The organism is Klebsiella sp. GB_Kp047 (assembly GCF_040065235.1).
Classification (GTDB): domain Bacteria; phylum Pseudomonadota; class Gammaproteobacteria; order Enterobacterales; family Enterobacteriaceae; genus Klebsiella; species Klebsiella quasipneumoniae.
Genome location: NZ_JBEAJG010000011.1, coordinates 38,028 through 58,974, shown reverse-complemented (window position 1 = coordinate 58,974; position 20,947 = coordinate 38,028). Strand labels below are relative to the sequence as shown.

Here is a 20,947-nt window from a genome sequence, read left to right as displayed (position 1 = left end):
CCCCTACCCGGGGGGGGGGGCGGGGGCGGGCGCCATCGACCGCCTCGGAAAGGGTGAAGCAGTCGGCATCGTTTGCCATCCACACGGGTTGGCCAAGCTGCTGCATGATATCCCGGCGCAGATCGTGGCCGTTGAGCACCAGGCAGTTGCAGTTTTTAATGCGTCCGCTTTGCGGATCGATAGCCCCGGGCAGGCCGATCCCCAGAGTGAACGGCTGCGGGCTGACCGCGCGCATATCGGCAATCAGGGTCAGCAGTTGACGCATAAAGGCGTCATAGCTCTCTTTGTGGGTTGGCCGACGCAGGCGCTGGACGCATTCGCCTGCGGGATCCAGCAGTACGGCCTCCATTTTGGTGCCGCCAATATCTATTCCAAGATGTAACATAGTGACCTCGGGGAATCAGACCCGGCCAGCACGTCTGGCCGGGCAAGGCGCTAGGCGTGAAGCGGTTGCGCGCGGTAAATCGCAATCAGTTCGGCAATCAGCTCTTTCGCCAGAATGGAGGTCATCAGGTGATCCTGAGCATGGACCATCACCAGCGTCATTTTGGTTTTTCCCTCGCCTTCGTCAGCTTCGATAAGCTGGGTCTGCACAAGGTGAGCTTCGCGGGAATAGTGCGCCGCTTCCTGCATTTTGGCGTCGGCGGTGGCGAAATCACCCGCTTTAGCGGCGTGCAGCGCTTCGTAGCACAGGCTACGGGACTGGCCGGCGTTGATGATGATCCCCATCACCTGTTCTTCTAATTCCATGATTATCCTCTGAATCGTTAGCGTTAAGCGGTTTGCGCCGCGTTGTCAGCCTGGTCGACGGCGTTTTCACGCTCCTGGGCCAGCAGCTGTTTTTCGTAAGCTTTGAGAAATGGCAGGTACATCACCATGGCGGTGGCCATACAAATAAGGCACAGGATCACCGGGCTAAAGCTCCAGTTCGCCGCCCACGAGGCGCCGATAGGGGCCGGCGTCGTCCACGGCGTCATCGACACTACGCGGCTGACCAGGTCCAGCTTCAGCGCAAAGTACGCCAGGGTCGCGTTGACCATCGGCACCAGCACGAACGGCAGGAAGAACAGCGGGTTCATGATGATCGGCGCGCCGAACAGAATCGGTTCGTTGATGTTAAATACGCCCGGCACCACGCCCATCCGGCCAATCGTCCGCAGATGCACGGCCTTGCTGCGCAGCAGCATCAGCGCCAGCGGCAGGGTTGAGCCGACGCCGCCGATCAGCAGATAGTGATCCCAGAAGCCCTGGACATAGATGTGCGGGATAGCGGTGCCAGCGGCCATCGCCGCCTGATTGACCGACAGGTTGGCCATCCAGAACGGGTTCATGATCCCGGTGACGATCAGCGCGCCGTGGATCCCGGCGAACCACAGTACCTGACAGACCAGCACTGACAGCAGGATCGCCGGCAGCGTATCGGAAGCTGCGACCAGCGGTTTCACCAGCGACATGATCGCTTCCGGAATGATCATCCCCAGCTGGGCCTCGATAAACAGGTTCAACGGATGTAGCGTCAGGATGATCGCCAGCACCGGGATCAGGATCTCGAACGAGCGCGCTACCCCGGCAGGCACTTCCGGCGGCAGGCGAATGGTGATGTTATGTCGCTTGAGGAAGGCGTACAGCTCGGTGGAATAGATAGCCACCAGAATGGCGGTAAAGATCCCCTGGCCGGAGAAGTAGGCAGTAGAGATCTGGCCATCTTTCAGCGGCGCGGCGACCAGCAGAAACGACATCAGCGACAGCATCCCGGCGGTCAATGAGTCCAGGTGATGGTGCTTGGCGAGGCTGGCGGCGATCCCGACGGCGATAAACAGGGTCATCACCCCCATGCTGAAGTTGAACGGCAGCATCAGCGCCTCGCGATGATCGAGCGAAAATTGCAGCCAGGCGCGGGCAAAGCCCCACGTCGTATCCGGAGAAAACGGCGGGAAGATAAACACCAGCAAAAACGAGCCGACGATCATAAAGGGCAGGGCGGTAATAAAACCGTCGCGGATGGAGGTAACGTATTTTTGCTGGCCGATCGCTCCCGCCATAGGCGTGATCTGCCGTTCGATCACATCGATCAATTTAGCGTACAGAGAGCTCATGATCTTTCCTTAGTTCTTGTTTTCGATGAGGGAAAGGGCGAAATCAAGGACTGCGGCGCCTTTTTGCATGCCGTAGTCCATCATATTGATGGGTTCGACGCGGATACCGTATTTATCCGCCTGCTTTTGCAAATCCTGCTGCATGTATTTCACCTGCGGCCCCAGCAGCACCACCTGATAATGGCCAACCTGTTCGGCGAACTCCGCTACGCCATAGGCGTTGATCTCTACCGGCAGGCCCCGCTGTTCGGCTTCCGCAATCATTTTTTTCATCAGCAGGCTGGTGGACATGCCTGCCGAACAACACAACATAATTTTTTTCATAAGTACCGCTCCTGATGAGGTTGGATGTGCGGACTATAGTCAAAATGGATGCATTACGGAAAGCGCTTTCCATTTATGGATTTATTTATTGTGACCATGATCACCTATGGCAGGCTTTCACTTTCCGGTGTTGTGGGCGATCATCCCGGCGAGACAATCATTCGCAAAGGTAGGAGTATGAACATTCAGTTAATGAATGTGGCCGTGGACATCATCGAGCAGCGGCTGGCGCCGTTGGCGAATGTTCTGACGCGCAACAACCACATTACGGCGATGCGCGATAGCTTTGCGCTGGCGATGCCATTTGTGATTGTTGGCAGCCTGTTGGTTCCCATTTTGTTTCCGCCCGTTTCCATCGACGGCGCCTCGCGTTTCGGCCAGGTCTATTTGCTGCTGCGGCCTATCCTGCTGCCGACCTTTCAGCTAACCATTGGCCTGGTGGCGCTGATCGTCGCTTTCGGTGCCAGCGCCAGTCTCGCCAAGCAGTACCGTCTGCCGGAACGGCTCTGTGGTTTAACCGGGTGTCTGGCTTTTCTGCTGTTTATTGGCTTTCGCGAGACTGCGGTGAGCAACGTTTATCTCGGCGGCATGGGGATATTTACCGCCCTGATATCCAGTACCTATTCCATTGAGATAATTCGTTTTTTCTACAAAAAAGGCTGGTGTATCCGCCTGCCTGATGAAGTACCGCTGATGACTCGCAATGGCTTTCAACTGCTGATCCCGCTGCTGGTGGTGATGCTGTCGATAAGCGTGATGAATGCCATACTGCTGCAGACCACCGGGCGCATCGTACCGGAGCTAATCAGCGAAGCGGTGCGGCCGCTGGTGCTGGCGTCCGACACGTTGATGGCGGTACTTATCTCTTTGTTTATCTGTAACTTACTCTGGTTTATCGGTATCCACGGCGCGCTGATTATCACCGGGATTATGAACCCCTTCTGGATGACCTATCTGTTTGAAAATCAGCAGGCTTTGGCGGCGGGTTCGCCAACGCTGCCGCATATTTATCTGCAGGGATTCTGGGATTTTTACCTGCTGATCGGCGGTATCGGCTCCACTCTGCCGCTGGTATTGATGGCGATGCGCAGCCGCTCACGGCAGCTGAAAAGCGTGGCCAAAATTGGCCTGCTGCCGTCGCTGTTTAATATCAACGAGCCGATACTGTTTGGTTTTCCGGTGATCATGAACCCGGTTTTTTTACTGCCGTTTCTCTTTGTTCCGCTGATAAATGCCTGTATTGCATGGTATTTGACTCAGCTGGGCATCCTCGATCGCGCGGTGGCGATGCTACCCTGGTCGATGCCTTCTCCGCTGGGGGCGGCATGGTCGGCGAACGGCAGCTGGAAAAATTTGTGCATGAGCCTGTTCGCGATGTTTAACGCCTGGATGCTTTATCGCCCCTTCTTCAAAGTTTACGAACGCCAGCTCGCGGAAACCGAGCGCTGATCCCCTCGCCGTCGGCGGCTTATCCCCCGACGGCACCTGTTCACTTTCTCTTTCTTCCGCTCTGCTGCCGGCTTCCGGCGGTATTCTTGTTATTTTATGTGATCAGTCTCACGAATATATTCGTCGCAGAGCGAATTTTGTGAACCAGACAGGCAATTATGGAAAGCGCTTTCCATTGGTGGATGTACATTTCCATTTTTGATCCGTAAATTTCCCCTCCGTTATCGGTTCGTGTTAACAAACATAACGTGGGAAAAAAATAATGATAAAGCTGAAACACTCAATACCTCTGGCTCTCCTCTCGCTGGCCGGGACCAGCAGCCTGGCCTGCGCCGATCCGAAGTATGATTTTGCGCTGCATGGCTATATTCGCTCCGGGATCCTTGCCAATTCTGATGGCAACCGCGCGGACTCCGTCGGCCTGATGCCGGACGGCAAGTGGCGACTGGGCAACGAAGAAGACACCAAGATCGAACTGATCCCCACCGTAACGCTGACGGCGGACAGCGGCGTGGTGGCGAAAGTGCAGGCCAACCTCACTCACCAGTCGAAATGCACCTCCGACTGGAACTGTCAGGATGACGATGGCCATGATGTGCAGTTTCGTGAAGGGTTCGCCGAGCTGAGCAATCTGGATTTTGCGCCGGAAATGACTTTCTGGGCCGGTAAGCGCTACAGCAGCTCCAACACTTCCAGCCATCAGTTTGACTGGGAGTACATTCAATACAATGGCACCGGCGGCGGCTTCGATAACATGGATCTGGGCTTCGCCCGCTTCGACGCCGGGGTCTACGCCTTTTCGCCCACCGATGAAACCAAAGCCTACCCGGTGGATAAGGGAGATCAGGGCTACCCGGATGATTACTCCCTCAACCTGTGGCTGAAAAAGATCGCCGGGACAGGCTTCGATCTGGAGCTGATCGGCCACCACATGAACCGTAACGAAAAACATCCGACTTCCGCCGAAAAGGGCTATGGCGTGACCGGTATTTATAACTTTGACGGTTTTTATGGCCTCACCGGGGGGTACTCCCGCCTCGCATTGCAGTATGGCAAAGGGCTGGCGGCGGGCGATTCGCTGGGTAAAAACGGCTGGGGCTGGGCCAATCTGGAAAACACCCAGTCCTGGCGGGTGGTGCTGGATAGCGTGGCCTCGATGGGCGATCTGGAAATCTCCACCTTCGCCTTCTGGCAGAAGGATAAAAACTACCGCTGGTGGACGGAAGATGACAATGGCTGGGGACGCTCGATGTGGGTCGCCGGTATCCGCCCCTATCATCAGATCACCCGCAACTTTGCCATGCAGTACGAGCTGGGCTACGAATACCTGGATGACAAAAACTACAAAGGGGTTAACGGCAAAGGCAAAGGCGGCCTGACCAAAGTCACCGTTGCGCCAACGCTGACCTTTGACTCCGGCTTCTGGGCGCGCCCGCAGCTGCGTTTCTTCGTCACCTACGCGAAGTGGGACAAAGGTGTCTCCGATGCGCTGGACGGCAACTACAACTGGGATACCAATACCATCACCGCCGGCGGTTATTCCCGCAGTGGCTCAACCGACACCGTTAACTTCGGCGTACAGGCCGAAGTCTGGTTCTAAGGAGAGACAGCGATGAAGCCGATGAAAAACCTGCTGCTAATGGGGCTGCTGTCCGCGCTGGGGGCCGGCGGGGCGCTGGCCGCCGAGCGCTCGCATTTTGAACACTTTATCACTCGCGACGGCGCCGCTCTCAAGGATGGCGATAAGGTGTTTCGCTTCGCCGGGATCCACGCGCCGGAGCTGCACCGCATTGAAGACGACGCCCGCGGCCCCTGCAGGGCAGACCCGCGCGGCTGGGGGCAATACTTTAAATGGCCGACGGCCCAGGAACAGCAAAACTGGATCCAGGCGATGGTGCAAACCGGGGCGAAAGCCCAGCGCGTCTACGTGCTGTCGGTGCAGCAGGAGTTTGACAAGGCCTGCGGCCGCGAGACCCATATTCTCGCGCCGGAAACGGCGGACGGCATGCCGCGGCTGAATGAGAAAGCCATGCGGGTGTATGACAACATGATTGCCGAAGCGGATAAACAGGGATTGCGACTGATCCTGCCCTTTATCGACCACTGGTGGTGGTGGGGCGGGCGCGAGCAGCTGGCGGCGTTCTACCACGAAAAAGCGGAAGACTTTTATCGTACCGATAGCAAGACCTTCAAAGCCTATCTGGATGTGATCCGTCAGGTCATCACCCGGACAAATACCGTCACCGGCCGCGCCTATTTTGATGAGAAGGCGATCATGGCCTGGGAGACCGGTAACGAGCTGGAGGATACCAATGCCGATTTTCTGCAGCAGACCGCGGCGTGGATTAAAAAGTGGGCTCCCAACCAGCTGGTGATGGATGGCACCTATAAGAAAATCAATTCTTTTGCGTTGACTGACCCCAATGTGGATATCGTCAGCAATCACTATTACACCAACGCCGATAATAACCATCCCGGGCAGGTGACGCAGGATCTACGCGCCGTCGGCGGGCAAAAAGTCTATCTCGTCGGCGAGTTTGGCTTGCTGCCGGCGGATCAGCTGAACGCCATTATGCAGTCGATTGTTCACAGCGAGGTCAACGGGGCGCAAGCCGCCGGGGGGCTTATCTGGGGCTTCCGCGGCCATCGTCACGACGGCGGCTTCTACTGGCATAAGGAGTCGACCGGACACTACAGCTACCACCTGCCGGGGTTTGCAAAAGAAGGCGAAGCGAACCAGGAGCAGGCGGTGGTCGATCTGGTGCGCACCGCCGCAGCGCAGATGGCCGGACAGCAGAGGATGGCGCCGCTGCCGAAGCCGGACGCGCCTCTGCTGCGCGAGACCACCTCGCCCTTCGCGATCAACTGGATGGGTGCCGCGGTAGGACGTAGCTACGATGTCGAACGCGCTGGCTCGCCGACCGGGCCGTGGACGGTGGTGGGCCGGGATATATCCGATGGCGTTAACGAATGGAACCCGGAAACCATGGTTCTGTTCCGCGACGATTATCGTCAGCTTCAGCTCGGGCGGACGTACTACTACCGGGTGACGGCGAAAAACGAGAGCGGTCGTTCTGCCCCTTCCAATGTGATTAGCGTGAAGCATAGTGAGGTGAATCAGCCGCCGGCTATCACGCTGGAACCCGCCTTAACTACCACTCAGGACCAGGGCGTCGAGCTTACGGCCAACTGGCAGGACGATGGCCTGCCGTCGCGAGAGGTGAAAGTGGGCTGGCAGCACGCCGGCGACGGACAGGTACATTTCTGCCATGCCGATCGGCCGCAAACCCGGGCCTGGTTCACGGCGCCAGGCACCTATGCGCTGACGTTCACTGCCGACGATGGGCTGCTGAAAAGCAGCAAAACCGTGACCGTGACGGTGGGCGAGGCGACGGGGAAGGCGCCGGCGGATTTCTGTCGTTATCACGGCAAAGTCTATGGCGTGGCTGAGGGGCGCCTGACGGTAATGAAGAGTGATAAAGACGCGCTGGCAGTTGGCGAGGACGGTTTTCTCGGCCCATTTGCCAGCGAGGGGGATAAGATCAGCTGGCAGGTGCAGGCGCCGTGGAGCGGTCAGTTCCAGCTCAACGTAACCTTCAACGGCAAATGGGGCGGCAAGCAGAACTCCTTTGTCGTCAACGGGGGCGCTCCGCAGGCCGTGGCCTTCCCGCAGACGGATGAGCAGGGCCAGCAGCTGCGGATACCCGTAACGCTGAAAGCGGGGAGCAATCAGGTTGACTTCGGCCGCTTCGCCGGCGACTGGGGCTATATGTTTATTAAATCGATCGAAGTGGTCGCGGAGTAGTACGCTCAGGCTGCGCCAGACGGGCGCAGCCTTTTTTCGAAAGGAGAGGTTATGCAGCAGTATCAGTTTCCGCAAGGGTTTCTGTGGGGGGCGGCGGCGTCCGGCCCGCAAACGGAAGGGGTCACCAATAAACGCCATCGTTCCATCTGGGACAGCTGGTTTGCTGAACAGCCGGAGCGATTTTATCAACAGGTAGGGCCGCAAACCGTGTGTGATACTTATCATCAGTATCCGCAGGACGTGGCGCTGATGAAACAGACCGGCTTCAACTCGTTTCGAACCTCGATTCAGTGGTCACGACTGATCGCGGATTTTGAAACCGGCGCGCCGGACCCGGACGCGGTGCGTTTTTATCACGCCTATCTTGATGAGATGATCGCCAACGGCATTGAGCCGATGATCAATCTCTACCATTTTGATATGCCGGAGGTGCTGCAGAAACAGTACGGTGGCTTTGAATCGGCGCACGTAGCAGAGCTGTTTGCCCGCTTTGCCCGCACCGCCTTTAACCTGTTTGGCCATAAGGTTAAATACTGGATAACCTTCAACGAGCCGATTGTACCGGTTGAGGGAGGCTACCTGTACGACTTCCACTATCCGTGTAAGAAAGATGGCCGGCTGGCGGCGCAGGTGGCGTTTAACATTATGCTGGCGCATGCCAAAGCGGTAACGGCTTATCGTGAACTGGCGCTGGCGGGCGAGATCGGCGTGGTGCTCAACCTGACTCCGAGCTATACGCTCACCGACAGCGACGCGGATAAAAAGGCCGCCTGGTATGCCGACCTGTTTTTTAACCGCAGCTTCCTTGACCCGCTGGTAAAACATGAATTCCCTAAAGCGCTGTGCGAGATCCTCGCCGCCCACGACTGCCTGCCGACGACCAGCAAAGACGACGTGGCGTTGATCCTCAGCGCGGAGATCGATTTTCTTGGGGTGAACTATTACGTGCCGCGGCGGGTAAAAGCGCGTGAGAGCGAATATAACCTCGATTATTTCACCCCGGAATACTATTTCGAAAACGCGGTGAACCCGCAGGGCCGCTTTAACCCCTATCGTGATAACAACGAGATCCTGCCGCAGGCTATTTACGACATTGCCGCCAATATTCGTGAAAACTACGGCAATATTAAGTGGTATCTCGCGGAAATCGGTATCGCGATGGATCGACAATCAGAGGGAGAGCCCGGGGCGGACGGGGTCATAGACGATACTTTCCGCATTCAACTGATGGAAGAGCATCTGGTGCAGCTGCACCGCGCTATTGCCGACGGCGCGAACTGCTTTGGCGTGCATCAGTGGACGTTTATCGACAACTGGTCGTGGATCAATGCCTTCAAACGGCGCTACGGCTTTTGGCGACTGGATCTGGAGACTGGCGAGCGACAGATAAAACGCAATGCGCTGTGGTTTGCCGAACTGGCGACCAGCAACGGTTTTACCCGCGACAAATAGCGCGCTGCGCCAGCGCTCCCTCCTGGCGGCGCGCAAAGAGGGAGCGTGCGAGGCTACACCAGTTCGTCTTTATTAATGCCCAGCCGCTTCATGCGCGACAGGAGCGTGGTGCGCTTCAGCCCCAGCCGCTGGGCGGCGCCCTTCGGCCCGGCCACCACGCCGTTGCTCTCCTTCAGCACCCGGACGATCAGTTGATATTCATCTTCGCCTTCCTCAGGCAGGACCTCTGGCGACCGCGGAGGCTCGACGATATCCCGCTCCGGCAGGGAGAGCTGCAGCACGTTGCCGCGGGTCAGCAGGACCGCCCGTTCGATGACGTTTTCCAGTTCGCGCACGTTGCCCGGCCACTCCATGCGCGTCAGGGTGCGCAGGGTTTCCGCCGGGATGCTGTCGATATTGCGTCCCATGCGGCGGGCGATTTTGAAGGTAAACGCCTTCACCAGCAGCGGGATGTCGTCGGGACGCTCGCGCAGCGGCGGCAGGTGGATCGGGAACACGTTGAGCCGGTAGTAGAGATCGCTGCGGAATTCCCTGTCGATAACCATTTGCTTGAGATCGCGGTTGGTGGCGGCGATCAGTCGGACGTCGGTCTGGATCAGCTTGTTGCTCCCCAGGCGTTCGAACTCCTGCTCCTGGAGGACGCGCAGCAGCTTGGGCTGCAGCTCCAGCGGCATATCGCCCACTTCATCAAGGAACAGGGAGCTTTTGTCCGCCAGTTCGAAGCGGCCGATACGCTGGGCGCTGGCCCCGGTAAACGCGCCGCGTTCGTGGCCGAACAGATCGCTCTCCAGCAGCCCGGCGGGCATCGCGGCGCAGTTCATCTTCACCATCCGCCGACTGTTTCGTCCGCTGAGGTTATGAATGGCGCGGGCGATAAGCTCTTTACCGGTGCCGGTTTCGCCGAGGATCAGCACGGTGCTGTCGCTGTGGGCCACCATCTCGACCTGCTTGAGCACATTGTTCATCGCCTCGCTGCGGCCGATGATCTCCCCGAATTCGCTCTCGACATTGTTGAGCTGCTCGGTGAGGGCGAGGTTCTCATCCACCAGTCGCTCTTTCAGGCGCTGAATTTCGCGGTAGGCGAGGGCGTTATCGATAGCGATCGACACCCGCTCGGCGATCTGCCGCAGCAGCTTGAGATTGGTGGTGGTAAACACCTGTTCGTCGCACTGCGCCAGCTTCAGCACGCCGAGCAGGGTGTTGCCGGACATCAGCGGCAGCAGGCACAGGGTCTGGATCTTGTTGCCCCACATCTCGAAGAGCATTTTCTCGTACGGCGCGAGAGTGTCATGCTCGTGCAGGTTAAGCAGCAGCATCTCTTTGCTTTTGAACACCCGCTCGGTGAGGGTGCCGGCTTCATCCACCTCGCTCTGGTCGTGAACCGGATGGCTGGCGTCAAGATAGTGGGTGGAATAGATGTTGAGCTTCCCTTTGCGGTTGCTGCGCAGCACTACGCTGATGGCATCGATCCGGAAGTAGCGATGGATCTCTTTCGCCACCTCGCTGACCAGCTCGTCGATATCCAGACGCGAGAGGACCGCGTTGGTGATCGCCACCAGGATGCGAAAGTTGTCGCGCTCGTGGCACAGCAGATCGTAATCGACGTTGTTGCTGACCCGGTTCTGAATCTGCTCGGTGACCACGGCGACGATCTGCGCAAAGGTATGCAGCCGCTGGAACTCTTTCTCGCTCCATGGCCGGTTGTCACGACGCAGAAATTCGCAACCGCCGAAGATCCGCCCGTCGGCCGCCAGCGGCAGCAGCGAGTAGTACCCGAACGGGCGATAGATCCCGCTGCGGATAAGCTGCGGCCAGGTGTCGGCAAAGGTCTCATGATCGCAATGCAGGGCATCCGGCCGGGAGAGTAAGCGGCGCACCGGACCGTGGGCGAGCACGGTTTCATCTTCGTAGCTCACCGGCTGGCCTGCCTCATCGCAGGCGTATCTGGCCGCGCGGTGGTTGCCTGCGTTCCACAGGATAATGGCCGCTTCGTCGGCCAGCGCGGACTGTTGCACCAGGCGGGTCAGGGTTTCGCTCAGCGCAGCCAGATCGGGCTGCTGTAATAAAAGCCGGGTGATATCAAACAGACCCTGCTGGCCGAGATCGCTCATCGGTGTATACGACATGGCTTACATCCAAAACGCGCCGGCAACGCGGCGCATAAGAAAATGATGGTACAAATAATAGTATGTTAATAAGGCGGTTGTGACCGCCGTTAACCCATCCGTGGGCGCCCGCTGGTTTGGGCTTGATACTCATGCTGGCTTTTCCCGGCTTACGCTGCGCTTAGCCGGGCTACAAGTGCGCGGAGTTTTGTAGCCGGATAAGGCGCCAGCCGCTAACCGGGCCCCGACGCCGTCGTTAACAAATTCTCGGCAGCGGCTCGGCGTGGGGAAGATCGAGCGTCCGCTTCACGCCGTACAGCCCGACGGAACGCACCCCCGGGCGGGCGACCACCTCGCCGATTATCGCCGCCTCGCATCCCAGGGCGTGAGACCGTAGATGCGTCAGCACATTTTCCGCTTCTTCGCGGGCGACGGCGATCACCAGCTTGCCTTCATTGGCGAAGTTCAGGGCGTCCAGTCCGAGTAGCTCGCAGACCCCGCGCACGGTGTCGTTGACCGGCAGCTTTGCCTCGTGCAGTTCAATGCCGCAGCCGCTGGCGACGGCGAACTCATGGGCGACGGCGTTGACGCCGCCGCGGGTGGCGTCGCGCAGGGCTTTTACGCCGCGCAGCGGCCGCAGGGTTTGGATCAGCGGCGTCAGCACCGCGCAGTCGCTGGACAGCGCGCCGTCGAGCCCCATCTGCTCACGCAGATTAAGGATGGTGGCGCCATGATCCCCCAGCGTGCCGCTGACCAGCAGCACATCGCCGGCGCTGATCTGCTGCGTCCCCCAGCGAACGTCCGCCGGGATGGCGCCGATGCCGGCGGTGTTGATAAACAGCTTATCCGCCGCGCCGCGCGGCACCACTTTGGTATCGCCGGTGACGATGGCGATCCCTGCCGCCCGAGCGGTATCGGCCATGCTGGCGACCACCGCTTCCAGGGTAGTGATCTCCAGCCCCTCTTCGAGAATAAACCCGCAGGAGAGATAGCGCGGGATGGCGCCGCTGACCGCCACGTCGTTGGCGGTACCGCAGACGGCCAGCTTGCCGATATTGCCGCCGGGAAAGAACAGCGGGTCAATCACATAGCTGTCGGTGGAGAAGGCGAGGCGATCCCCCTGAGCGGCAAGCGCCGCCAGATCGAGGCGCGCCTGATCCTCCTGCTCCGCCAGCCAGGGGTTGGCGAAAGCCTGCATAAACAGGTCGCCGATCAGCTGCTGCATTGCCTGACCGCCGCTACCGTGGGCTAACTGGACGCTTTTCATGCTTCATATTCCTGACTGCGATATTGATACCAGGCGGCGCAGGCCCCTTCCGAGGAGACCATCAGCGCGCCAAAGGCGCTTTGCGGATTGCAGGTGCTGGCGAAGAGCGGGCACTGGTGCGGTTTACAGCGACCGGTCAACACCTCGCCGCAGCGGGCGCGCGGGTCGTCGCACACGCGCTGCGGCGCCGGGCGGAAATGGGCCTCGGCATCGAAGCGCTGATAGGCCGGCGTGAGGTGCACGCCGGAGTCGCTGATGACCCCCAGACCGCGCCATTCGCTGTCGCCATCAAGGCAAAACACGTCGGCCATCGCCGCCTGCGCCAGCGGGTTGCCGGCATCCGGCACCACGCGACGGTACTGATTTTCCACTTCGCTACGCTGCGCTATTGTCTGCTCAACCAGCATCACCGCGCCTTGCAGTAGATCAAGCGGTTCGAAACCGGCGACCACTAACGGGCGATGATAGTTGCTGGCGATAAAGCCGTAGGCTTCGGTGCCGATCACCATACTGACGTGGCCGGGGGCGAGAAAGGCGTCGATACCGTTGTCCGGCTGATCCAGCAGACTGCGCAGGGTCGGCAGCAGGGTGATGTGCTGACAGAAAAAGAAGAAGTTTTCGACGTTGCGCTCCCGCGCCTGACGCAGGGTGAGGGCGGTGGCGGGCATGGTGGTTTCGAAACCGAGACCGAAAAAGACCACCTCACGCTGCGGGTTTTGCTGCGCCAGCCGCAGGGCGTCCATCGGCGAGTAAACGATGCGAACATCGGCGCCGCTGGCTTTCGCCTGCAGCAGTGAGCCGTTTTTGCCCGGCACGCGCATGGCGTCGCCGAAGGTACAGAAGATCACCCCCGGGCGGCTGGCAATCTCAATGCAGGCGTCGATGCGCCCCATCGGCAGGACGCACACTGGGCAGCCGGGCCCATGAATAAATTCAATATTCTCCGGCAACAGCTGGTCGAGACCGAACTTAAATATGGCATGGGTATGGCCGCCGCAGACCTCCATAATGCGCAGCGGACGCTGCGCGGTGTGCGGCAGCAGATGGGCACGCTGCTGAAGATGGGCCACCAGCTGCATGACCTGCTCGGGGGCGCGGTATTCGTCAACGTAACGCATTATCGCTCCTCGCCGTACAGCAGGGCGCCGACGTCCGGCTCCACGTCAAACATATTTTGCAGCGCCTCGAGAGTATCGCGCGCTTCGTCTTCATTAATCACGCTCATGGCGAACCCGACGTGCACCAGCACCCACTGGCCGAGACGCGGCTGACCCTGGTCGTCAACGGCGCCCACCAGCGTCAGGTCAACGTCGCGCTGAATGCCACAGACTTCCACCTTCGCCAGCACGCCGTCGATGGCGCAAATTTGTCCCGGAATGCCTATGCACATCGTTGCGTCTCCAGCCAGGTGAGCCACTGGTCCATGCCTTCGCCGCTGGTGGCGGAGAGGAGGATAATTTCAATATGCGGATTGACCTCGCGGGCGCAGGCCAGGCATTTATCCACGTCAAAGTTGAGATACGGCAGCAGGTCGACTTTGTTGAGCAGCATCAGGCTGGCGGCGGCGAACATATGCGGATACTTCAGTGGCTTGTCTTCGCCTTCGGTGACCGACAGTACCGCCACCTTATGGCGTTCGCCGAGATCAAAGCTCGCCGGGCAGACCAGGTTGCCGACGTTTTCAATAAACAGAATGCCGTGGTCAGCCAGCGGCAGTCGCGGGGCGGCATCGGCGATCATCTGGGCGTCGAGATGGCAGCCTTTCCCGGTGTTGACCTGGATCGCTGGAGTGCCGGTGGCGCGAATGCGGGCGGCGTCATTGACCGTTTGCTGGTCGCCTTCGATCACCGCGCAGTCGGCACGCCCTTTCAGCCGGGTGAGGGTTTCGGTGAGCAGGGTGGTTTTGCCGGAGCCGGGGCTGGAAACCAGATTCAGCACCAGCTGCTGCTTTGCCGCAAAGCGCGCGCGGTTGCGCGCCGCCAGGCGGTTGTTTTTATCCAGCACGTCGATTTCCACTTCCAGCATCCGCCGCTGGCTCTGGCCCGGGGCGTGAGTCCCCGCTTCGCCATGGCCGTAATGCAGATCGCCCTCTGTCGTGCGGGTGGGGGCGAAGTGGTCAGTTTTGACGCCGGTGATGGTCATCGTCTGGCGTGGGGCGGGCGCGAAGGGGGCGCTGCGGAACGCGGAATGCGGGTTTCGTTCGTCTCCTTCAATATAGAGGTTGCCTTCGCCACAGCCGCATGTCGTACACATAATTTACTCCAATTCTAAACGCTGAATCTGTAAGCCGTCATCCGCCACGATCTGTAGCTGGTCGTTATTGCAGTGCGGGCAGCGGCGGACGTGCTGCGAGACAAGATGGACGTACTGCTGACAGCGTTCGCACCAGCATTCAGCCTGTTGTTCGGCGATATGCAGTTCACACCCCTCCGCCAGCGTGCCGCGGCAGACCAGCTCAAAGCAGAAGGTCAGGGCGCTGGCTTCGACGCAGGAAAATGCCCCGACCTTAAGCCACACGCCGGTCACCCGTCGCGCGCCGGCCTGCTGCGCCTGTTGTTCAATAATTTCCAGCGCCCGCTGGCTGAGGGTGATTTCGTGCATAGTCGCCTCCGTATCGCGATGCGCCTTTTATGCAATAACGATGCCAGAACAGACTCATGGCGGTGGGAAATGTCGATGACGACGCGCCGGGGCTGTCATCGACATGTCGCGTCGGCAGGAGATAAATATAAAAACATAATTAAATCAAATAAATAAAATGTGGCACGGAAAATGCTTAAACGGTGCATCTCATGCTACGGAGAAACCGATATGACTATTTGGGAAATAAGTGAAAAGGCGGATTACATCGCCGACCGTCACCGGCAGCAGCAGGAGCAGTGGCATATCTACTGTAACTCGCTGGTTCAGGGGATCACCCTGTCGAAAGCCCGCCTGCATCACGCGATGAGCTGCGCGCCGGACAAAGAGCTGTGCTTCGTGCTGTTCGGCCATTTTCAGGTGTTCGTCGCCCTGGCGGAAGGCTTCAACAGCCACACCATCGAATACTACGTCGAAAACAAAGGCGGCGGTGATAAGTATCTGATTGCTCAGGCCACGCTCGCCGCGGATGGCACGGTGGACGGGCGGATCAGCAACCGCTCCCGCGATCAGGTGCTGGAGCACTATCTGGCGATTATCGCCACCGTCTATGACCGTCTGTACGACGCCATGGAGCAAGACCAACCGGTGGACTTAAGCCATCTGGCCCTGACCCACTGATCGCAAGGTGTCGACATGTGTCGAAAATGACACCTGCGCAACCTGATTTCGTCAAAAGTGACTTTCACCCGAGGATGACCCGGTGAACCGTTTTGTAATTGCTGACTCCACTGTCTGTATCGGCTGCCGCACCTGCGAAGCCGCCTGCTCTGAAACGCATCGCCAGCATGGCCTGCAGGCGATGCCGCGGCTGCAGGTGATGCGTAATGAAAAAGAATCGGCACCGCAGATGTGCCACCACTGCGAAGACGCCCCCTGCGCCGCTGTCTGTCCGGTTAACGCCATCCAGCGCGTCGATGGCGCTGTCCAGCTCAACGAGAGCCTGTGCGTAAGCTGCAAACTGTGCGGCATCGCCTGCCCGTTTGGCGCGATCGAATTTTCCGGCAGCCGTCCGCTGGATATTCCGGCCAATGCCAATACCCGACTGGCGCCCCCCGCGCCGCCGGCGCCGGCCCGCGTTAGCTCGCTGCTCGACTGGGTGCCTGGGGTGCGCGCCATTGCCGTGAAATGCGACCTCTGCCACTTCGATGACCAGGGCCCGGCCTGCGTGCGGACCTGTCCGACCAAAGCGCTGATGCTGGTGGATAGCCGTGATATCGCCCTGGCCAGCAAGCGTAAACGCCAGCTGACCTTTAATACCGACCTTGGCGACTTGTCGCTGTTCCAGGCGCAACAGGGGGAGAGGGAATGAGTTTAATTGGATTAGTCAATCAGGCGGTGACCTGGTACGCCGCCAGCGCCGTGCTGGCCTTCGTGTTTGCCATGCGTAAACCGCTCAGCGGCGCCATTGCCGGGATCGGCGGCGCGGTGGCCAGCGCCATGCTGGTGGTTGCCGGCGGCGCCGCGCTGTTGATGCCGGATCGGATCCACGGCGGCATGCTGCAGTTTCTCCATCTGACGATGCGGGTGGGCGGCGTGAACGCCCTGTGGCTGCTGGCCATTGGCCTGTCGGCGCTGCCGGTGTCGCTGTTTAACATTAGCTGGCATCGCCATCCGCAGGTGAAGGCCAACGGCCTGCTGGTCAACCTGCTGCTGGCCGCCGCGACCTGCGCGGTGGTGGTGACCAATATCGGCTCGCTGGTGGTGATGGCGGAGATCATGGCGCTCTGCGCGGCGTTTCTCACCGGCTGCGCCGCCTCCGGCAAGCTGTGGTTTGCCCTGGGTCGTCTCGGCACGTTGCTGATGGCCTGGACCTGCTGGCTGGTGTGGTCGACCTACGGCACCCTCGAGCTGGCGCAGATCAATCTTCAGGCGGTGGATATGATGCAGAACCCGCTGCTCTGGCTGCCGGGGCTGGTGGGGTTCGGCCTGCTGGCGGGGGCTATCCCGCTGCACGGCTGGGCGCCGCAGGCGCACGCCGGGGCCAGCGCGCCGGCCGCCGCGCTGTTTTCCACTGTGGTCATGAAGGTCGGTCTGTACGGCATGTTAACCGTTTCGCTGGCCGGCGGCGTGCCGCCGCTGTGGTGGGGCGTGATGCTGCTGGTGCTGGGGATGATCACCGCCTTTATCGGCGGGCTGTATGCGTTGATGGAACATAACATTCAGCGCCTGCTGGCCTATCACACCCTGGAGAACATCGGCATTATCCTGCTGGGGCTGGGCGCCTTCGTCACCGGCGTGGCCACCCGCAACAGCACGCTGATGGTGCTGGGTTTCATCGGTGGCATGTATCACCTGATTAACCACAGCCTGTTCAAAACTACGTTGTTCCTCGGCGCCGGGGCGGTGTGGTTCCGCACCGGCCATCGCGATATCGAGAAGCTGGGCGGCATCGGTAAAAAAATGCCGCTGATCTCCCTCGCCATGCTGGTGGGGCTGATGGCGATGGCGGCCCTGCCACCGCTGAACGGCTTCGCCGGCGAGTGGGTTATCTACCAGTCCTTCATCAAAATGAGCACCAGCGACCTGTTTATTGGCCGTCTGCTGGGGCCGCTGCTGGCGGTCGGTCTGGCGATCACCGGCGCGCTGGCGGTGATGTGTATGGCCAAAGTCTATGGCGTCACCTTCCTCGGCGCGCCGCGGAGCAAAGAAGCGGAAAACGCCACCTGCGCCCCCTGGCTGATGACCCTGAGCGTGGTCATGGCGGCGGTCTTCTGCCTCGTTGGCGGCATCGCCGCGCCGTGGCTGCTGCCGCTGGTTAGCGGTGCCTTCCCGCTGCAGGCCCAGGTGTCGAGCGTGGTGTCGCAGCCGATGATCGCGCTGCTGCTTATCGCCTGCCCGCTGCTGCCGTTCTTGCTGATGATCTTCTTTAAAGGCGATCGCCTGGCGGCGCGCTCGCGCGGCGCGGCCTGGGTCTGCGGCTACGATCACGAACAGTCGATGGTGGTCACTGCCCACGGTTTCGCCATGCCGGTGAAAGAGGCCTTTGCGCCGCTGCTGAAGCTGCGTCACTGGCTGAATCCGGTGCGTCTGGTGCCGGGCTGGCAATCGGCCTCGGCGCCAGCGCTGCTGCGCGGAATGGCGCTGGTTGAGCTGGCGGTGCTGGTGGTGATTGTCATTTCGCGAGGAGCCTGAGAATGAGTTTGTTAATTGCATTGCTACAGGCGCTGGCGCTGTTTGCCGTCGCGCCGCTGTTATCCGGGATCGTTCGCGTCGCCCGCGCGCGGCTGCATAACCGCCGCGGTCCGGGCGTGCTGCAGGAGTATCGGGATATCCTGAAACTGCTGGGCCGCCAGAGCGTTGGTCCCGACGCCTCGGGCTGGGTGTTCCGCCTGACGCCGTACGTCATGGTGGGCGTGATGCTGACCATCGCCACCGCCTTGCCGGTGGTGACGGTGGACTCTCCGCTGCCGGTGCTTGGGGATTTCATCACCTTGATCTACCTGTTCGCCATCGCCCGTTTCTTCTTCGCGATTTCCGGTCTGGACACCGGCAGCCCATTTACCGCGCTGGGCAGCAGCCGCGAAGCGATGCTCGGCGTGCTGGTGGAGCCGATCCTGCTGCTGGGCCTGTGGGTCGCCGCGCAGGTCGCCGGCTCGACGCACATCAGCACCATTACCGATACCCTTTATCACTGGTCGGCAGCGCGCAGCATTCCCTTGATTCTGGCGCTGTGCGCCTGCGCCTTCGCCACCTTTATCGAGATGGGCAAACTGCCGTTCGATCTGGCGGAAGCGGAGCAGGAGCTGCAGGAGGGGCCGCTTTCCGAGTACAGCGGTAGCGGCTTTGGCATCCTGAAGTGGGGCATCAGTCTCAAACAGCTGGTGGTGCTGCAGATGTTTGTCGGGGTCTTTTTCCCGTGGGGCCAGATGACCAGCTTCAGCGTCGGCGGCCTGCTGCTGGCGCTGGTGGTGGCCGTCGTCAAGCTGGTGGTGGGCGTGCTGATCATCGCGCTGTTCGAGAACAGCATGGCGCGTCTGCGTTTTTGTGCCACCTCCCGCGTCACCTGGGCCGGGTTTGGTTTTGCCTTTTTAGCCTTCGTCTCCTTGCTGGTGGCGTGATTTAAGAGAGTTTGAGCATGTCTGAAGAAAAAATCGGTCAACACTATCTTGCGGCGCTGCACCAGGCCTTTCCGGGCGTGGTGCTGGACGAAGCCTGGCAGACCAAAGACCAGTTAACCATCACCGTGAAGGTCAATTACCTGCCGGAAGTGGTGGAGTTTCTCTACTACCAGCAGGGCGGCTGGCTGTCGGTGCTGTTCGGCAACGATGAACGTAAGCTGAACGGCCACTACGCGGTCTATTACGTACTGTCGATGGAGCAGGGCACCAAATGCTGGATCACCGTGCGCGTGGAAGTGGACGCCAACAAACCGGAATACCCGTCGGTGACGCCGCGCGTGCCGGCGGCGGTGTGGGGCGAGCGCGAAGTACGCGACATGTACGGCCTGGTGCCGGTCGGCCTGCCGGACGAACGCCGGCTGGTGCTGCCGGATGACTGGCCGGACGAACTCTATCCGCTGCGTAAAGACAGCATGGACTACCGCCAGCGTCCGGCGCCGACCACCGACGCCGAAACCTACGAGTTCATCAACGAGCTCGGCAGCAAGAAAAACAACGTGGTGCCGATCGGTCCGCTGCACGTCACTTCCGATGAGCCCGGCCACTTCCGCCTGTTCGTTGACGGTGAGAACATTATCGATGCCGATTACCGTCTGTTCTATGTCCACCGCGGCATGGAGAAACTGGCGGAAACCCGCATGGGTTATAACGAAGTGACTTTCCTGTCTGACCGCGTGTGCGGCATCTGCGGCTTCGCCCACAGTACCGCTTATACCACCTCGGTGGAGAATGCGATGGGCATCGTGGTGCCGGAGCGGGCGCAGATGATCCGCGCCATTCTGCTGGAGGTGGAACGCCTGCATTCGCACCTCCTGAACCTTGGTCTGGCCTGCCACTTCACCGGCTTCGACTCCGGCTTTATGCAGTTCTTCCGCGTGCGCGAAACCTCGATGAAGATGGCGGAGATCCTCACCGGCGCGCGTAAAACCTACGGTCTGAACCTGATCGGCGGGATCCGCCGCGACCTGCTGAAAGAGGACATGATCCAGACCCGTCAGCTTGCGCAGCAGATGCGTCGCGATGTGCAGGAGCTGGTGGATATGCTGCTCAGCACCCCGAACATGGAGCAGCGCACCGTCGGCATTGGCCGGCTGGACCCGGAAATCGCCCGCGACTTCAGTAACGTTGGCCCGATGGTGCGCGCCAGCGGCCACGCCCGTGATACCCGCGCCGACCATCCGTTCGTCGGTTACGGCCTGCTGCCGATGGAGGTTCACAGCGAGCAGGGCTGCGACGTGATATCCCGCCTCAAGGTGCGGATCAACGAGGTTTATACCGCGCTGAACATGATTGATTACGGTCTCGATAACCTGCCCGGCGGTCCGCTGATGGTGGAAGGGTTCACCTATATCCCGCACCGCTTCGCGCTGGGCTTCTCCGAGGCGCCGCGCGGCGACGATATCCACTGGAGCATGACCGGCGACAACCAAAAACTGTACCGCTGGCGCTGCCGGGCGGCGACCTACGCCAACTGGCCGACCCTCCGCTACATGCTGCGCGGCAACACCGTTTCCGATGCGCCGCTGATCATCGGCAGCCTCGACCCGTGCTACTCCTGTACCGACCGCATGACCGTGGTCGATGTACGCAAGAAGAAGAGCAAAGTGGTGCCGTACAAAGAGCTGGAGCGCTATAGCATCGAGCGTAAAAACTCGCCGCTGAAATAGAAATAATTGAGCCATTGCGTG

At 60.1% G+C, this 20,947-nt stretch carries 19 protein-coding genes; 9 read left to right on the top strand and 10 right to left on the bottom strand.

All coding sequences use genetic code 11. The features are described from left to right. The 4 genes from ABLV76_RS07330 to ABLV76_RS07315 all read right to left on the bottom strand — a co-directional run. Window positions 1–385: ROK family protein (locus ABLV76_RS07330; protein ID WP_348878245.1), on the bottom strand; the 385-nt coding region annotated here is incomplete at its 3' end. Window positions 386–435: 50 nt separating this feature from the next. Further along, a complete protein-coding gene (locus ABLV76_RS07325) occupies window positions 436–750 on the bottom strand; it encodes a PTS lactose/cellobiose transporter subunit IIA (RefSeq protein WP_002914983.1) in 315 nt (104 codons plus the stop codon). A gap of 23 nt (window positions 751–773) precedes the next feature. Further along, the gene (locus tag ABLV76_RS07320) at window positions 774–2,096 is read right to left on the bottom strand and encodes a PTS sugar transporter subunit IIC (RefSeq protein ID WP_004205635.1); all 1,323 of its coding nucleotides are present in this window, start codon (window positions 2,094–2,096) and stop codon (window positions 774–776) included. A gap of 9 nt (window positions 2,097–2,105) precedes the next feature. Next, complete coding sequence (locus ABLV76_RS07315; RefSeq protein WP_002914979.1) at window positions 2,106–2,420, bottom strand: PTS sugar transporter subunit IIB; 315 nt, start codon at window positions 2,418–2,420, stop codon at window positions 2,106–2,108. A gap of 177 nt (window positions 2,421–2,597) precedes the next feature. Between ABLV76_RS07315 and ABLV76_RS07310 the strand changes: the two genes are divergently transcribed. The 4 genes from ABLV76_RS07310 (at window position 2,598) to ABLV76_RS07295 (ending at window position 9,126) form a co-directional block, all read left to right on the top strand. Next, the gene (locus ABLV76_RS07310; protein WP_004151052.1) at window positions 2,598–3,869 is read left to right on the top strand and encodes a PTS transporter subunit EIIC; all 1,272 of its coding nucleotides are present in this window, start codon (window positions 2,598–2,600) and stop codon (window positions 3,867–3,869) included. 262 nt (window positions 3,870–4,131) lie between these two features. Beyond that, complete coding sequence (locus ABLV76_RS07305) at window positions 4,132–5,469, top strand: carbohydrate porin (RefSeq protein ID WP_004205637.1); 1,338 nt, start codon at window positions 4,132–4,134, stop codon at window positions 5,467–5,469. Between the two features lie 12 nt (window positions 5,470–5,481). Then, complete coding sequence (locus ABLV76_RS07300) at window positions 5,482–7,674, top strand: CBM35 domain-containing protein (RefSeq protein WP_043520719.1); 2,193 nt, start codon at window positions 5,482–5,484, stop codon at window positions 7,672–7,674. Window positions 7,675–7,725: 51 nt separating this feature from the next. Beyond that, window positions 7,726–9,126: a glycoside hydrolase family 1 protein gene (locus ABLV76_RS07295; RefSeq protein ID WP_062913542.1), complete on the top strand. Its 1,401-nt coding sequence runs from the start codon at window positions 7,726–7,728 to the stop codon at window positions 9,124–9,126. Window positions 9,127–9,179: 53 nt separating this feature from the next. On the opposite strand, the gene flhA is transcribed toward ABLV76_RS07295, so the two are convergent. From flhA to hypA, 6 genes are all read right to left on the bottom strand, one after another. Then, on the bottom strand, window positions 9,180–11,252 hold the full coding sequence (gene flhA, locus ABLV76_RS07290; RefSeq protein ID WP_004205639.1) for a formate hydrogenlyase transcriptional activator FlhA: 2,073 nt from the start codon (window positions 11,250–11,252) through the stop codon (window positions 9,180–9,182). Between the two features lie 235 nt (window positions 11,253–11,487). Beyond that, window positions 11,488–12,498 (bottom strand): hydrogenase expression/formation protein HypE, encoded by a 1,011-nt coding sequence (hypE, locus tag ABLV76_RS07285; RefSeq protein WP_004205640.1) that lies wholly within the window; start codon window positions 12,496–12,498, stop codon window positions 11,488–11,490. Then, a complete protein-coding gene (hypD, locus tag ABLV76_RS07280; protein ID WP_108433592.1) occupies window positions 12,495–13,616 on the bottom strand; it encodes a hydrogenase formation protein HypD in 1,122 nt (373 codons plus the stop codon). The genes hypE and hypD overlap by 4 nt, the downstream gene beginning before the upstream one ends. Continuing rightward, complete coding sequence (locus tag ABLV76_RS07275; protein WP_043520714.1) at window positions 13,616–13,888, bottom strand: HypC/HybG/HupF family hydrogenase formation chaperone; 273 nt, start codon at window positions 13,886–13,888, stop codon at window positions 13,616–13,618. Before ABLV76_RS07275 ends, hypD begins: the two co-directional genes overlap by 1 nt. Further along, window positions 13,879–14,751 (bottom strand): hydrogenase nickel incorporation protein HypB, encoded by an 873-nt coding sequence (gene hypB / locus ABLV76_RS07270; RefSeq protein WP_004205643.1) that lies wholly within the window; start codon window positions 14,749–14,751, stop codon window positions 13,879–13,881. Before hypB ends, ABLV76_RS07275 begins: the two co-directional genes overlap by 10 nt. Before the next feature lie 3 nt (window positions 14,752–14,754). Continuing rightward, window positions 14,755–15,099 carry a hydrogenase maturation nickel metallochaperone HypA gene (hypA, locus tag ABLV76_RS07265; protein ID WP_004205644.1) on the bottom strand — a complete coding sequence of 115 codons (345 nt, stop codon included), beginning with the start codon at window positions 15,097–15,099 and terminating at the stop codon, window positions 14,755–14,757. A gap of 210 nt (window positions 15,100–15,309) precedes the next feature. On the opposite strand from hypA, the gene hycA reads away from it, so the two are divergent. The 5 genes from hycA (at window position 15,310) to hycE (ending at window position 20,926) form a co-directional block, all read left to right on the top strand. Further along, window positions 15,310–15,759 carry a formate hydrogenlyase regulator HycA gene (gene hycA / locus ABLV76_RS07260; protein ID WP_004205645.1) on the top strand — a complete coding sequence of 150 codons (450 nt, stop codon included), beginning with the start codon at window positions 15,310–15,312 and terminating at the stop codon, window positions 15,757–15,759. A gap of 82 nt (window positions 15,760–15,841) precedes the next feature. Continuing rightward, complete coding sequence (locus tag ABLV76_RS07255) at window positions 15,842–16,450, top strand: 4Fe-4S dicluster domain-containing protein (protein WP_004205646.1); 609 nt, start codon at window positions 15,842–15,844, stop codon at window positions 16,448–16,450. Then, complete coding sequence (gene hycC, locus ABLV76_RS07250) at window positions 16,447–18,273, top strand: formate hydrogenlyase subunit 3 (RefSeq protein WP_348878244.1); 1,827 nt, start codon at window positions 16,447–16,449, stop codon at window positions 18,271–18,273. The genes ABLV76_RS07255 and hycC overlap by 4 nt, the downstream gene beginning before the upstream one ends. Before the next feature lie 2 nt (window positions 18,274–18,275). Further along, window positions 18,276–19,199: a respiratory chain complex I subunit 1 family protein gene (locus tag ABLV76_RS07245; RefSeq protein WP_348878243.1), complete on the top strand. Its 924-nt coding sequence runs from the start codon at window positions 18,276–18,278 to the stop codon at window positions 19,197–19,199. Between the two features lie 17 nt (window positions 19,200–19,216). Continuing rightward, a complete protein-coding gene (gene hycE / locus ABLV76_RS07240; RefSeq protein WP_004205649.1) occupies window positions 19,217–20,926 on the top strand; it encodes a formate hydrogenlyase subunit HycE in 1,710 nt (569 codons plus the stop codon). The last annotated feature ends 21 nt before the right edge of the window (window positions 20,927–20,947 follow it).